General features: G+C 71.2%; 12 protein-coding genes. 7 read left to right on the forward strand and 5 right to left on the reverse strand.

The annotated features are described in order from the left end of the window. Window positions 1-34: 34 nt before the first annotated feature. Complete coding sequence (locus tag ABZ915_RS08435) at window positions 35-2,344, forward strand: SulP family inorganic anion transporter (protein ID WP_361797923.1); 2,310 nt, start codon at window positions 35-37, stop codon at window positions 2,342-2,344. 61 nt (window positions 2,345-2,405) lie between these two features. Here the strand turns inward: ABZ915_RS08435 and ABZ915_RS08440 are convergent, their stop codons facing one another. Next, a complete protein-coding gene (locus tag ABZ915_RS08440) occupies window positions 2,406-3,041 on the reverse strand; it encodes a hypothetical protein (RefSeq protein ID WP_361797926.1) in 636 nt (211 codons plus the stop codon). Continuing rightward, on the reverse strand, window positions 3,038-3,691 hold the full coding sequence (locus ABZ915_RS08445) for a sigma-70 family RNA polymerase sigma factor (protein ID WP_361797929.1): 654 nt from the start codon (window positions 3,689-3,691) through the stop codon (window positions 3,038-3,040). The genes ABZ915_RS08440 and ABZ915_RS08445 overlap by 4 nt, the downstream gene beginning before the upstream one ends. 149 nt (window positions 3,692-3,840) lie before the next feature. On the opposite strand from ABZ915_RS08445, the gene acs reads away from it, so the two are divergent. The 5 genes from acs to ABZ915_RS08470 all read left to right on the forward strand — a co-directional run bounded on the left by acs (window position 3,841) and on the right by ABZ915_RS08470 (window position 9,281). Further along, the gene (gene acs, locus ABZ915_RS08450) at window positions 3,841-5,796 is read left to right on the forward strand and encodes an acetate--CoA ligase (protein WP_361797932.1); all 1,956 of its coding nucleotides are present in this window, start codon (window positions 3,841-3,843) and stop codon (window positions 5,794-5,796) included. A 182-nt stretch (window positions 5,797-5,978) separates the two neighbouring features. After that, a complete protein-coding gene (gene nhaA, locus ABZ915_RS08455) occupies window positions 5,979-7,424 on the forward strand; it encodes a Na+/H+ antiporter NhaA (protein ID WP_361797935.1) in 1,446 nt (481 codons plus the stop codon). 55 nt (window positions 7,425-7,479) lie between these two features. Beyond that, window positions 7,480-7,971: a phage holin family protein gene (locus tag ABZ915_RS08460; RefSeq protein ID WP_361797938.1), complete on the forward strand. Its 492-nt coding sequence runs from the start codon at window positions 7,480-7,482 to the stop codon at window positions 7,969-7,971. Further along, window positions 7,968-8,915 carry an alpha/beta hydrolase gene (locus tag ABZ915_RS08465; RefSeq protein WP_361797941.1) on the forward strand — a complete coding sequence of 316 codons (948 nt, stop codon included), beginning with the start codon at window positions 7,968-7,970 and terminating at the stop codon, window positions 8,913-8,915. Before ABZ915_RS08460 ends, ABZ915_RS08465 begins: the two co-directional genes overlap by 4 nt. A 186-nt stretch (window positions 8,916-9,101) precedes the next feature. Continuing rightward, complete coding sequence (locus tag ABZ915_RS08470; RefSeq protein WP_361797944.1) at window positions 9,102-9,281, forward strand: hypothetical protein; 180 nt, start codon at window positions 9,102-9,104, stop codon at window positions 9,279-9,281. Between the two features lie 52 nt (window positions 9,282-9,333). Here the strand turns inward: ABZ915_RS08470 and ABZ915_RS08475 are convergent, their stop codons facing one another. The 3 genes from ABZ915_RS08475 to nth are packed head-to-tail and all read right to left on the reverse strand — an operon-like array spanning window position 9,334 to window position 12,161. Continuing rightward, a complete protein-coding gene (locus tag ABZ915_RS08475; protein ID WP_361797947.1) occupies window positions 9,334-10,533 on the reverse strand; it encodes a MarP family serine protease in 1,200 nt (399 codons plus the stop codon). 13 nt (window positions 10,534-10,546) lie between these two features. Next, the gene (locus ABZ915_RS08480) at window positions 10,547-11,272 is read right to left on the reverse strand and encodes a CoA pyrophosphatase (protein ID WP_361797950.1); all 726 of its coding nucleotides are present in this window, start codon (window positions 11,270-11,272) and stop codon (window positions 10,547-10,549) included. Window positions 11,273-11,324: 52 nt separating this feature from the next. Further along, complete coding sequence (gene nth, locus ABZ915_RS08485; RefSeq protein WP_361797953.1) at window positions 11,325-12,161, reverse strand: endonuclease III; 837 nt, start codon at window positions 12,159-12,161, stop codon at window positions 11,325-11,327. Window positions 12,162-12,435: 274 nt separating this feature from the next. On the opposite strand from nth, the gene ABZ915_RS08490 reads away from it, so the two are divergent. Then, complete coding sequence (locus ABZ915_RS08490) at window positions 12,436-13,110, forward strand: Crp/Fnr family transcriptional regulator (protein WP_030734182.1); 675 nt, start codon at window positions 12,436-12,438, stop codon at window positions 13,108-13,110. The last annotated feature ends 19 nt before the right edge of the window (window positions 13,111-13,129 follow it).

The following is a 13,129-nucleotide window of genomic DNA, read 5'->3' on the forward strand; positions in this document are numbered from 1 at the left end:
CCGCGACCGCGCTGCCCCGGAGGAGACGGGAAACATGTCAGCCTGCGCACCCACCCAGCCCCAGACCCCGACGCGGACCGAGCGCCCCCACCAGCCGCACAGTCCGCCCCACCGCTTCCGCGTCGCCGGCGCCGACGTGTCCGCGTCGATCGCCGTCTTCCTGATCGCCCTGCCCCTGTCACTCGGCATCGCCCTCGCCACAGGCGCCCCGCTCCAGGCCGGGCTGGTCGCCGCCGCCGTCGGCGGGATCGTCGCCGGGCGGCTGGGCGGCTGCCCGCTCCAGGTCAGCGGCCCCGCCGCCGGACTCACCGTCGTCACGGCCGACTTGATCGGCCGCTACGGATGGCGGGCGACGTGCGGCATCACCGTCCTCGCCGGTCTCGCCCAACTCGGCCTGGGCTGCCTGCGCGTGGCACGCTCGGCGCTCGCCGTGAGCCCGGCCGTGGTGCACGGCATGCTCGCCGGCATCGGCGTCACCATCGCCGTCGCCCAACTGCACATCGTGCTCGGCGGCAGCCCGCACAGTTCCGTCCTCGACAATGTCCGCGCCCTGCCGGGGCAGTTGGTCCAGCTACGGCCTGCCGCCGTCACGATGAGCGCGCTGACGCTGACCCTGCTGCTGGCCTGGCCGAGGCTGCCCGGCCGCCCCGGCCGTCTGCTGCGCGGGATCCCGGCCGCGCTCGTCGCCGTCGCCGGGGCCACCGCGACCGCCTCGCTCACCGGGCTGACGCTGCCCAGGGTCGACCTGCCGTCCTGGCGCAGCCATGCCCTGGCGGGGCTGCCCGAGGGACCGGTACTCGGCGTCGCCGCCGCCGTGCTGACCACCACCCTGGTGTGCAGCGTGCAGTCGCTGCTCGGGGCGGTCGCCGTGGACAAGATGGTCGCCGGACGCCCCGGTCCGCAGGCCCGCGTCGGCCGCTCGAATCTGGACCGGGAGCTACTGGGCCAGGGTTCCGCCAACATCGTCTCCGGGGCGCTCGGCGGGCTACCGGTCGCGGGGGTGGCCGTGCGGAGCTCGGCGAATGTTCAGAACGGCGCCGTGAGCCGGAACTCCACGATGCTGCACGGCGTTCTCGTAGTAGTCGCCGCGCTGCTGATGGTCCCGATCCTGGAGCTCATCCCGCTCGCCTCACTCGCCGCCCTGGTGATGGCCGTCGGCATCCAGATGGTGTCCCTGCACCACATCCGCACGGTGACCCGCCACCGCGAGGTCCTGGTGTACGCCGCCACCACCCTCGGCGTGGTCGTCCTGGGTGTCCTGGAAGGGGTGCTGTCCGGGGTCGCCATGGCCGTCGCCGTCGCCCTGCACCGCCTCACCCGCACCCGTATCACGCACGAAGAGAAGGGAGGAGTCCATCACATCCACGCAAGAGGCCAGCTGACGTTCCTCGCGGTTCCCCGGCTCAGCCGGGCCCTGCATCTCGTACCCCAAGGCGCCCACGCCGTCGTGGAGTTGGACGGTTCGTTCATGGACCACGCGGCGTACGAGTCACTGCAGGACTGGCAACACGCACACACCGCGCAGGGCGGCTCCGCCGAACTGACCGGCCGGCGGGGCGGCGTCCGGACCGCCACGTCCGAACACCGCGGATCCAGACCCGACGGCACGGACGGCAGACCGGACGACGGACAACACGACGAGAGACACGACCGCAGAGACGACGACGGACACGACCGCAGACACGACCTGGCACGCGGCATCAGCGCGTTCCAGCGCGACACCGCGCCCCTGGTGCGGGGCGAGCTGGCGCGGCTGGCGCGGGAGGGGCAGCGGCCGTCCCAGCTCTTCCTCACCTGCGCCGACTCGCGGCTCGTCACCTCGATGATCACCTCCAGTGGTCCGGGCGACCTCTTCGTCGTGCGCAATGTCGGCAACCTGGTCCCGCTGCCGGGCGAGGAGAGAGGCGACGACTCGGTGGCGGCCGCCATCGAGTACGCGGTGGACGTGCTGAAGGTGCGCTCCATCACGGTGTGCGGGCACTCCGGATGCGGGGCCATGCAGGCGCTGCTCGAATCCGAGCCGGGCGGCGCGCGGACACCGCTGAGGCGGTGGCTCCGGCACGGGCTGCCGAGCCTGGAGCGCATGGGCGACGGCACCCGTCCCGGAGCACGGCTGGCCGGCCGGTCCGCCGCGGACGCGGTGGAGCAGCTCGGCCTGACCAACGTGGTCCAGCAACTGGAGCACCTGCGTGCGCACGAGTCGGTCGCGCGAGCTCTGCGGGACGGAGTACTGGAGTTGCACGGGATGTACTTCCACGTGGGCGAGGCCCAGGCGTACCTGCTCGACGGAGCGAGCGGGGACGAGCTGTTCGACCGTGTGCGGGAGGCGGACCTGTCGGCGTGACCCGCTCCCGCCGCGGACGGCCTCCCCCGTGGGGCCGCCCGCGGAGGGGCTCGGGGTCTGTCTAGCCGACGGACTCCGGTTCGCAGGGTGCGATCTTGCCCTTGACCGCGTAGAACATCTCGCTCGGCGTCGCCTTGGGGTTCTTCTGGCTGAGGTTCTCGATCGCCAGGGAGTCGCCGGGGTGCAGGGTGACCTTCATGATGTGCCCCGGGTCGGGCTCGCCGGTCGGGACGGAGCCCTCCTTGGGCGGCTTCCCGATGTAGCCCCGAACCAACGTGTTCGACAGCAGCTCGCCGCGTGGCTGCGCGCACTGGTGGCCGTACGTCAGGTCGTCGATGGTGACGTGGATGCCGTCGGCACGCAGCCGTTCGGCGAGTTCGCGCTGGCCCGCCGGGCCGATGCCGATCTTCAGCAGGCTGAAGGTGACGGTGCCGTCTTGGTGGCGGTCCACCGCGTACGCCGGTGAGTCGGCCGGAGAGCCGGGGACCAGCACCATCGCGAGCCCGGCGACCGCGCAGGCCCCGGCGGCGAGGGCGAGACGGCGGCGGGTGAACAGCGGACGGCCCGGAGCGGGCGCTTCGGTCCGGCCGATGCGCTCGCCCGCGGCGTGCTCCCGCCGTGCGCCGACCTCACGTCGCTCGATCTCCGCCTGCAACTGCGCCAACAGCCGGTCCTCGAACATCGCCTTTGTGGTCATGCCTCTCCCTCGGTTCCTCCGTTGACGTATGACAGTGACGTGCCCCGGGGGGCCGGGGCGGGCGGTTCCGCCTCCGTGCGCAAGGACTCCGTGCGCAGGGACTTGCGGGCCCTGTGGAGCCGTACGCGGGCGGTGACCTGGCGGATGCCGAGCGCGGCGGCGGCCTCGGTGACCGTGAGCTGATCGACCGCGATCAGTTCCATGACGGCCCGCTCCCCCTCGGGGAGGCGCTTCAACGCGTCCAGGGCGCGGCGGCCCGGGCTCTCCGCGTCGAGCTTGTCCTCGAGGCGGGCGATGTCGTCGCCCTCCAGCAGCCGCCGCCCCGAGATGCGCCGGACGCGCTCGGTCTCACGGGCGACGCGGCGGTACTCGCCGGAGACCACGTTGCGGGCGATGCCGTAGAGCCAGGCGGTCTCGCTGCCGCGGGACGGTCGGTAGGTGTGGGCCGAGTCCAGGACCGCGAGGAAGACCTCGGCCGTCAGGTCGGCCACCGTGTGGGCGTCGGCGACACGCCGGGCCACGAAAGACGTCACCGCATCCACATGGCGCCGGTAGAAATCTTCGAAGAGCTGTGGGTCGCGAGCCGCCGCAGCCGGCCCGCCCCGTGTCACTTCCACTCGGTCTTCCCCTCGTCGTCGGTGGCGGTTCATCTGTACTTGGGCCGGGGCGTGAAAGGCGTTACAAGAGCGGATGCACAGATAGGTCTAAACCAATTTTCCGTCGGCCCTTGTCACCGGCCCCCCGGGTCTGATGAGCTGTGGCCTGGGACACAACGGACACCCTGCGATTGGGAGATGTCGTGAGCAACGAGAGCCTGGCCAACCTGCTCAAGGAAGAGCGCAGGTTCGCGCCGCCCGCCGAGCTGGCCGCGAACGCCAACGTCACGGCGGAGGCGTATGAACAGGCCAAGGCTGACAGGCTCGGCTTCTGGGCCGAGCAGGCACGCCGGCTGACCTGGGCCACCGAGCCCACCGAGACGCTGGACTGGTCGAACCCGCCGTTCGCCAAGTGGTTCAAGGACGGCAGTCTCAACGTCGCCTACAACTGCGTGGACCGGCATGTGGAGGCGGGGCACGGCGACCGGGTCGCCATCCACTTCGAGGGCGAGCCCGGCGACAGCCGCGCGATCACCTACGCCGAGCTGAAGGACGAGGTGTCCAAGGCGGCGAACGCCCTGCTGGAGCTGGGGGTCCGGAAGGGCGACCGGGTCGCGATCTACATGCCGATGATCCCGGAGACCGCGATCGCGATGCTGGCCTCGGCCCGGATCGGCGCCGCGCACTCGGTCGTCTTCGGCGGCTTCTCGGCGGAGGCGCTCGCGACACGTATCCAGGACGCCGACGCCAAGGTCGTCATCACCTCCGACGGCGGATACCGGCGCGGCAAGCCGTCCGCGCTCAAGCCGGCCGTGGACGAGGCGATCGCCAAGGTCGACAACGTCGAGCACGTGCTCGTGGTCCGCCGCACCGGCCAGGAGGTCGCCTGGAACGGCGAGCGGGACGTGTGGTGGCACGAGATCGTCGAACGGCAGTCCGCCGAGCACACGCCCGAGGCGTTCGAGGCGGAGCACCCGCTGTTCATCCTCTACACCTCGGGCACGACGGGGAAGCCCAAGGGCATCCTGCACACCTCCGGCGGCTATCTGACGCAGACGGCGTACACGCACTGGGCGGTGTTCGACCTCAAGCCGGAGACGGACGTGTACTGGTGCACGGCCGACGTCGGCTGGGTCACCGGGCACTCGTACATCGTGTACGGGCCGCTGGCGAACGGCGCGACCCAGGTGATGTACGAGGGCACGCCCGACACCCCGCACCAGGGCCGGTTCTGGGAGATCGTGCAGAAGTACGGGGTGACGATCCTGTACACGGCGCCGACCGCGATCCGTACGTTCATGAAGTGGGGCGACGACATCCCCGCGAAGTTCGACCTCTCCTCCCTCCGCGTCCTCGGCTCCGTCGGCGAGCCGATCAACCCCGAGGCGTGGATCTGGTACCGCAAGAACATCGGCCACGACCGCACTCCGGTCGTCGACACCTGGTGGCAGACCGAGACCGGCGCGATGATGATCTCGCCGCTGCCCGGCGTCACCGCCGCCAAGCCCGGCTCCGCACAGACCCCGCTGCCCGGTATCTCCGCGACGGTCGTCGACGACGAGGCGAACGAGGTCCCGAACGGCGGCGGTGGCTACCTGGTGCTCACCGAGCCGTGGCCGTCGATGCTGCGCACCATCTGGGGCGACGACCAGCGGTTCATCGACACGTACTGGTCGCGGTTCGAGGGCAAGTACTTCGCCGGTGACGGGGCGAAGAAGGACGACGACGGGGACATCTGGCTGCTCGGCCGGGTGGACGACGTGATGCTCGTCTCCGGGCACAACATCTCCACCACCGAGGTCGAGTCCGCCCTCGTCTCCCACCCGTCCGTCGCCGAGGCGGCCGTCGTCGGCGCCGTCGACGAGACCACCGGTCAGGCGATCGTGGCCTTCGTGATCCTGCGCGGCACGGCGTCCGAGGACGACAAGCTCGTCGGCGCGCTGCGCGACCACGTCGGCAACACGCTCGGCCCGATCGCCAAGCCGAAGCGGATCCTGCCGGTGGCGGAGCTGCCGAAGACCCGCTCCGGCAAGATCATGCGGCGCCTGCTGCGGGACGTCGCGGAGAACCGTCAGCTCGGTGACGTCACCACGCTGACCGACGCCACGGTCATGAACCTCATCCAGGCGAAGCTGCCGGCGGCGCCCAGCGAGGACTGAGCAGGGCTGAGCAGGATTGTCGAGAGGCACCCGGCGTCGCACACCGGGTGCCCCTTTCACCGCACGCAGGGTGCCGCTTTCGCGCACGTTAGGTAAAATAAGCAAAAAACGTCCACTACAGGTGCGCCGGGAAGTCTGGTCGGCATGTGCTCCGTCCTGCCCACCGACCGGAGGTCACCCCCGTGCCCGCGCCCCGCACCACCGCCCCCCGCAAGGTCCTGGGACGGCTCTCCCTGCCCGAGCGGACCCACGTCGCGGACGCCCTGCGCACCGAGACCGTCGGCGGCGTGCTGCTGCTGGTCGCCGCCGTCGCGGCCCTGCTCTGGGCGAACGTCCCGGCGCTGCACCACAGCTACGAGAGCGTCAGCCACCACCGCCTCGGCCCCGCCACCCTGGGGCTGAACCTCTCCGTGGCGCACTGGGCGGCCGACGGACTGCTCGCGGTCTTCTTCTTCGTCGCCGGCATCGAGCTCAAACGCGAGCTCGTCGTCGGTGACCTCCGGGACCCGAAGGCCGCCGCGCTGCCCGTGATCGCCGCGCTGTGCGGCATGGCCGTACCGGCGCTCGTCTACACCCTCACCAACATCACCGGCGACGGCTCGCTCGCCGGCTGGGCGGTGCCCACCGCCACCGACATCGCCTTCGCGCTCGCCGTGCTCGCGGTCATCGGCACGGCGCTGCCCGGCGCCCTGCGCGCCTTCCTGCTCACCCTGGCCGTCGTCGACGACCTCTTCGCGATCCTGATCATCGCGGTCTTCTTCACCGAGCGCATCGACTTCGCCGCGCTCGCCGGCGCGGTCGCCGGGCTCGTCGTCTTCTGGCTGCTGCTGCGCATGGGCGTACGCGGCTGGTACGTGTACGTGCCGCTCGCGCTGGTCGTCTGGGGGCTGATGTACAACAGCGGCGTCCACGCCACCATCGCGGGCGTCGCCATGGGCCTGATGCTGCGCTGCACCACCCGTGAGGGCGAGCGGCACTCGCCCGCCGAGCGTGTCGAGCATCTCCTGCGCCCCCTGTCGGCGGGGCTGGCCGTGCCGCTGTTCGCGCTGTTCAGCGCCGGGGTGGTGGTCTCCGGCGGGGCGCTCGCGGACGTGTTCACCAAGCCGGAGACGCTCGGTGTGGTGCTCGGGCTGGTCGTCGGCAAGACGATCGGCGTCTTCGGCGGCACCTGGCTCACCGCCCGCTTCACCCGGGCCTCGCTCAGCGACGACCTCGCGTGGGCCGACGTCTTCGCCGTGGCGACGCTCGCCGGCATCGGCTTCACGGTCTCGCTGCTCATCGGCGAGCTCGCCTTCGAGGGCGACCCGGTCCTGACGGACGAGGCGAAGGCCGCCGTACTGACCGGGTCGCTGATCGCGGCGGTCTGCGCGACGGCCCTGCTGAAGGTGCGCAACGCCAAGTACCGCAGGCTGTGCGAGGAGGAGGAGCGGGACGAGGACCTCGACGGCATCCCGGACATCTACGAGCAGGACGACCCGGCCTACCACCTGCGCATGGCGGACCTCCTGGAGCGCAAGGCCGCCGAGCACCGGCGTCTCGCCGCGGACCTCGCCAAGACGGCCGCCGGACGCCACACGAGTGCCGAAGTACCGGGCAGGGCAGGCGAGGAAGGCGACCGTCCGGCATGATCTGACGAGACGGTACAAAACGAGACGGCACAAAAAGACGAAGAGGGAGAACGCGATGAGCGCACCCGACGGCAGCCCGGTCGGCGCCGAACGCAGCATCGGCCAGCTGTTCGCCTCGGCGACGACCGAATTGTCGGCGCTGGTGCACGACGAGATCGCGCTGGCCAAGGCCCAGCTGAAGCAGGACGTCAAGCGCGGCGCGACCAGTGGCGGCGCCTTCACGGTGGCCGGCGCGGTGCTGCTGTTCTCCCTGCCGATGCTCAACTTCGCCCTCGCGTACGGCATCCGGACCTGGAGCGGCTGGAACCTGGCGGTCTGCTTCCTGCTGTCCTTCGCCGCCAACGTCCTCGTCGCCGGCGTTCTCGCGCTGATCGGCGTGCTCTTCGCGAAGAAGGCGCAGAAGAGCAAGGGCCCGCAGAAGGTCGCCGCGTCCATGAAGGAGACGGCGGGCGTCCTCCAGAAGGCCAAGCCGCACCCCCGCCAGACGCCGGCCCTGGAGGACCGGTCCCCCGCGGCCATCGAGGCTGTGGCACGCTCGTCGTCATGACGGACCCCGGCGCTTCGGCACACCCTTTCTCGGTCGTACGGCTGGACGTTCCCGGCGGCCGGGAGGTGACGCACCGGGACGTCGCCGCCAACGGCGCCCGCTTCCACATCGCGGAGCTGGGCGACGGCCCGCTGGTGCTGCTGCTGCACGGCTTCCCGCAGTTCTGGTGGACATGGCGGCACCAACTCGTCGCGCTCGCCGACGCGGGCTTCCGCGCCGTCGCGATGGACCTGCGGGGCGTGGGCGGCAGCGACCGCACCCCGCGCGGGTACGACCCGGCCAACCTCGCCCTCGACATCACCGGCGTGGTGCGCTCCCTCGGCGAGCCCGACGCCGCGCTGGTCGGCCACGACCTGGGCGGCTACCTGGCGTGGACGGCCGCCGCGATGCGGCCCAAGCTGGTGCGGCGGCTCGCGGTGGTGTCCATGCCGCATCCGCGGCGCTGGCGCGCGGCGATGCTGCGGGACGCCCGGCAGACGGTGGCCGGCTCCTACATCTGGGGGTTCCAGCGGCCGTGGATCCCGGAACGGCAGCTGACCGCCGACGACGGGGCGCTGGTGGGCCGGCTGATCCGGGACTGGTCCGGGCCGCGGCTGCCGGACGACGAGGCTGTGGAGACGTACCGCCGGGCCATGTGCATCCCGTCGACCGCGCACTGCTCGGTCGAGCCGTACCGCTGGATGGTCCGGTCGCTGGCCCGCCCGGACGGCATCCAGTTCAACCGCCGTATGAAGCGGCCGGTTCGGGTGCCCACGCTGCATCTGCACGGCTCCCTCGATCCCGTCATGCGCACGCGGAGCGCGGCCGGTTCGGGCGAGTACGTCGAAGCCCCGTACCGCTGGCGGCTGTTCGACGGGCTCGGGCACTTCCCGCACGAGGAGGACCCGGTGGCCTTCTCCTCGGAGCTCATCAACTGGCTGAAGGATCCGGAGCCGGACCGCTGACGCATGCGCGCCCCGGCTCCGGTCCGACTGGCCGAAAGGCCACCGGGCCGGATCGGTGACCGCGCCAATGCGCCCGGTATCCGGACCTGAACACCTGTTCCACGAACGGCCACATGCCCAGCGCATAGGCCAATTGAGGGGCTCCGAGGCGGTTATCGACCTTGAGGCGGGGGCACACGTCCGGGTATGGGCTGGACGCACGACTACAGTGACGCACCCCGCAACCGACGCTCGGCCACCGGCCTGGGCTCGCACCGGGGAGGCGCTCCGCAGATGCAGGGCACGGACCTCCGGGTGGGAATTCCGCGCATCCTGCGCCGCCGGGCCCGCTGGGTCTCGGTACGCCTGCGTCACCCCCGCGGCTGAGCCAACGCGGCTGAGCCCCTGCGGCTGGGCCGCGTCGGCGCCCGTCGCCGCCCTAGAGAGCGCAGCTGTCGGTGCCCACCTGCTGGTTCGCGGTACGACCCTGGTCGATGTCCTGCTGGATCTCGTCCGCGGTGAGCGCGTAGCCGGTGTTGGCGTCGTCGAGTGACTTCGCGAAGACCACGCCGTACACCTTGCCCTCGGGCGTGAGCAGCGGGCCGCCGGAGTTGCCCTGGCGGACGGTCGCGTAGAGCGAGTAGACGTCACGGCGGACGGTGCCGCGGTGGTAGATGTCCGGGCCGTTGGCCGTGATGCGTCCGCGTACGCGCGCGGCACGGACGTCGTAGGACCCGTTCTGCGGGAAGCCCGCGACGATCGCGCCGTCGTCGCTCGCCGCGTCCTTCGCGGAGAAGCCGAGGGGGCGTGCCTTCAGGTCCGGGACGTCGAGGACGGCGATGTCGCGGTGCCAGTCGTAGAGGACGACCTTCGCGTCGTACTTGCGGCCCTCTCCGCCTATCTGCACGGTCGGCTCGTCGACGCCGCCGACCACGTGCGCGTTGGTCATCACGCGGCGGTCGGCGAACACGAAGCCGCTGCCCTCCAGGACCTTGCCGCAGCTCTGGGCGGTGCCCATGACCTTGACGACGGACCGCTGGGCGTGCGCGGCGACCACGCTGCCCGCCAGGGCCGGGTCGGGGGGCTGTACGTCGGTGATCGGCTCGTTGGCGAAGGGGCTGAAGACCTGCGGGAAGCCGTTCTGCGCGAGGACGGAGGAGAAGTCCGCGAACCAGGTGTCGGCCTGGGAGGGCAGCGCCTGGGAGACGCCGAGGAGCACCTTGGAGTTGCGGACCTCCTTGCCCAGCGTCGGCAGCGTGGTGCCCGCGAGGGCGGAACCGATCAGCCATGCCACGAGGAGCATCGCGACCACGTTGACCAAGGCCCCGCCGGTGGCGTCCAGGGCACGGGCCGGGGACCAGGTGATGTACCGGCGCAGTTTGTTGCCGAGGTGGGTGGTCAGGGCCTGGCCGATGGAGGCGCAGACGATCACGACCACCACGGCGACGACGGCGGCGGTCGTGCTGACCTCCGCGTTGTCGGTCAGGGCGTCCCAGACGACGGGCAGCGTGTAGACGGCCACGAGACCGCCGCCGAGGAAGCCGATCACCGACAGGATGCCGACGACGAAGCCCTGGCGGTAGCCGACGATCGCGAACCACACGGCGGCGACCAGCAACAGGATGTCCAGCACATTCACGGGGATCACCCTGTCATGACCGCCAGTCGAGCGGGACCTGCTTCTCCCGGTCCCACGGGCGCTCCCAGCCCGCGTAGTGAAGCAGACGGTCGATGATCCCGGCGGTGAATCCCCAGACGAGTGCCGATTCGACCAGGAATGCCGGACCTCGGTGACCGCTGGGGTGAACGGCCGTGGCGCGGTTGTCGGGGTCCGTGAGATCCACCACGGGGACCGTGAAGACACGGGCGGTCTCGTTCGGGTCGACGACGCCCACCGGACTGGGCTCGCGCCACCAGCCGAGCACCGGGGTGACGACGAAGCCGCTGACCGGGATGTAGAGCTTGGGCAGCACGCCGAACAGCTGCACCCCCGAGGGGTCGAGACCGGTCTCCTCCTCGGCCTCGCGGAGAGCGGCCCGCAGCGGCCCGTCGCCCTTCGGGTCGCCGTCCTCGGGGTCGAGGGCGCCGCCGGGGAAGGAGGGCTGCCCGGCGTGGGAGCGCAGCGAGCTCGCGCGCTCCATCAGCAGCAGCTCGGGACCCCGCCCGCCGTCGCCGTCGCTGCTGCCGTCGCCGTCGCCGTCGCCGAACAGGATCAGCACCGCGGACTGGCGGCCCGCGCCGTCCTCGGGCGGCAGGAAGCGGCTGAGCTGTACCGGCTCGACCGTCTCCGCGGCCCGCACCACCGGGTCCAGCCAGGCCGGCAGGTCCACCTTGCTGAGCGTCACCGCGCCGCCCTGGGTATTGCTCGCGTGCGTCATCGCCACCCCCGTTCTGCCCTCTTCAACGCCCGGGTGCCTCGAGATCGTTCCGTCATACGGCCCCCAGCGGCGGCGCCGGGCGGCCGCCCGCGTCGAGGTAGGCCTGCGGGGGCTTCAGGCGCTGGCCGGGGAAGCCGCCCTTCTCGTACTTCAGGAGCTTCTTGGCCTTCTCGGGGTCGGTCTCGCCCTCGCCGTACGCCGGGCAGAGCGGGGCGATGGGGCAGGCGCCGCAGGCGGGCTTGCGGGCGTGGCAGATGCGGCGGCCGTGCCAGATCACGTGGTGCGAGAGGTCCGTCCAGTCGCTCTTGGGGAAGAGCGCGCCGACCTCGGCCTCGATCTTGTCGGGGTCGCTCGCCCCGGTCCACTTCCAGCGCCGCACCAGCCGCTGGAAGTGCGTGTCCACGGTGATGCCGGGCCGCCCGAAGGCGTTGCCGAGGACGACGAAGGCGGTCTTGCGGCCGACGCCGGGCAGTTTGACCAGGTCCTCCAGCCTCCCGGGGACCTCGCCGCCGAACTGCTCGGTCAGGGCCTTGGACAGCCCTATGACCGACTTGGTCTTGGCCCGGAAGAAACCGCACGGGCGGAGGATCTCCTCGACCTCCTCCGGGTTCGCGCCGGCCAGGTCCTCGGGCGTGGGGTACTTGGCGAAGAGCGCGGGCGTGGTCTGGTTGACCCGCAGGTCGGTGGTCTGGGCGGACAGGACCGTGGCGACCACGAGCTGGAAGGGGTTCTCGAAGTCGAGTTCCGGATGGGCGTACGGATAGACCTCCGCGAGCTCGCGGTTGATGCGCCGGGCCCTGCGGACGAGAGCGGTGCGCGACTCGTCCGCCGGTACCTTTTTAGCTGTTTTGACTGTTTTATTACCGCGGCCGGGATCCTGTTCACCCACAGCGGAATCACGACGTACAACCACCCGCCCAGCCCCCTTGGCCTGTGCTCTCACCGGCGATTTGGACACCCGGCCAGCCTAAAGCCCGGCACCGACATCCGCCCCGGACCCGGAAGATCAGCCCCCGATTGGACCCCACCCGCTTACCTCGGGACACCTGTGCGGCATCCTTGTGACAGATCACACTGTTTGGATCGTCCGGCAAAATGGGGAACACGGTCCCCTGGCACATGGGGGAGCAAGATCCCCTGAGCAGGTCGACAAGGGAGAATTCGTGGACGACGTTCTGCGGCGCAACCCGCTCTTCGCGGCGCTCGACGACGAGCAGGCCGCGGAGCTCCGCGCCTCGATGAGTGAGGTGACCCTCGCGCGCGGTGACTCGCTGTTCCACGAGGGCGACCCCGGTGACCGGCTGTACGTCGTCACCGAGGGCAAGGTCAAGCTCCACCGGACCTCTCCCGACGGCCGCGAGAACATGCTGGCGGTGGTCGGTCCCGGCGAGCTCATCGGCGAGCTGTCGCTGTTCGACCCGGGCCCGCGCACGGCGACCGCGACCGCGCTGACCGAGGTCAAGCTGCTGGGCCTCGGCCACGGCGACCTCCAGCCCTGGCTGAACGTGCGTCCCGAGGTGGCCGGCGCCCTGCTGCGCGCCGTCGCACGCCGTCTGCGCAAGACCAACGACGCGATGTCCGACCTGGTCTTCTCCGACGTCCCCGGGCGCGTCGCCCGTGCCCTGCTGGACCTCTCCCGCCGCTTCGGCGTGCAGTCGGAGGAGGGCATCCACGTCGTCCACGACCTCACGCAGGAGGAGCTGGCCCAGCTCGTCGGCGCCTCGCGCGAGACCGTGAACAAGGCGCTGGCGGACTTCGCCCAGCGGGGATGGCTGCGCCTGGAGGCGCGGGCGGTGATCCTGCTCGACGTGGAGCGGCTCGCGAAGCGCTCGCGGTAGCCACGCGGCCCGCGCGGAA

Source organism: Streptomyces sp. NPDC046915 (assembly GCF_040644935.1).
GTDB lineage: Bacteria > Actinomycetota > Actinomycetes > Streptomycetales > Streptomycetaceae > Streptomyces.

Excerpts from the sequence above, each read along its gene's own strand:
- ABZ915_RS08440 (WP_361797926.1), bottom strand. The coding sequence starts at position 3,041 with ATGACCACAAAGGCGATGTTCGAGGACCGGCTGTTGGCGCAGTTGCAG.
- ABZ915_RS08435 (WP_361797923.1), top strand. The coding sequence starts at position 35 with ATGTCAGCCTGCGCACCCACCCAGCCCCAGACCCCGACGCGGACCGAG.
- ABZ915_RS08460 (WP_361797938.1), top strand. The coding sequence starts at position 7,480 with ATGAGCGCACCCGACGGCAGCCCGGTCGGCGCCGAACGCAGCATCGGC.
- ABZ915_RS08470 (WP_361797944.1), top strand. The coding sequence starts at position 9,102 with ATGGGCTGGACGCACGACTACAGTGACGCACCCCGCAACCGACGCTCG.
- ABZ915_RS08445 (WP_361797929.1), bottom strand. The coding sequence starts at position 3,691 with ATGAACCGCCACCGACGACGAGGGGAAGACCGAGTGGAAGTGACACGG.
- ABZ915_RS08465 (WP_361797941.1), top strand. The coding sequence starts at position 7,968 with ATGACGGACCCCGGCGCTTCGGCACACCCTTTCTCGGTCGTACGGCTG.
- ABZ915_RS08480 (WP_361797950.1), bottom strand. The coding sequence starts at position 11,272 with ATGACGCACGCGAGCAATACCCAGGGCGGCGCGGTGACGCTCAGCAAG.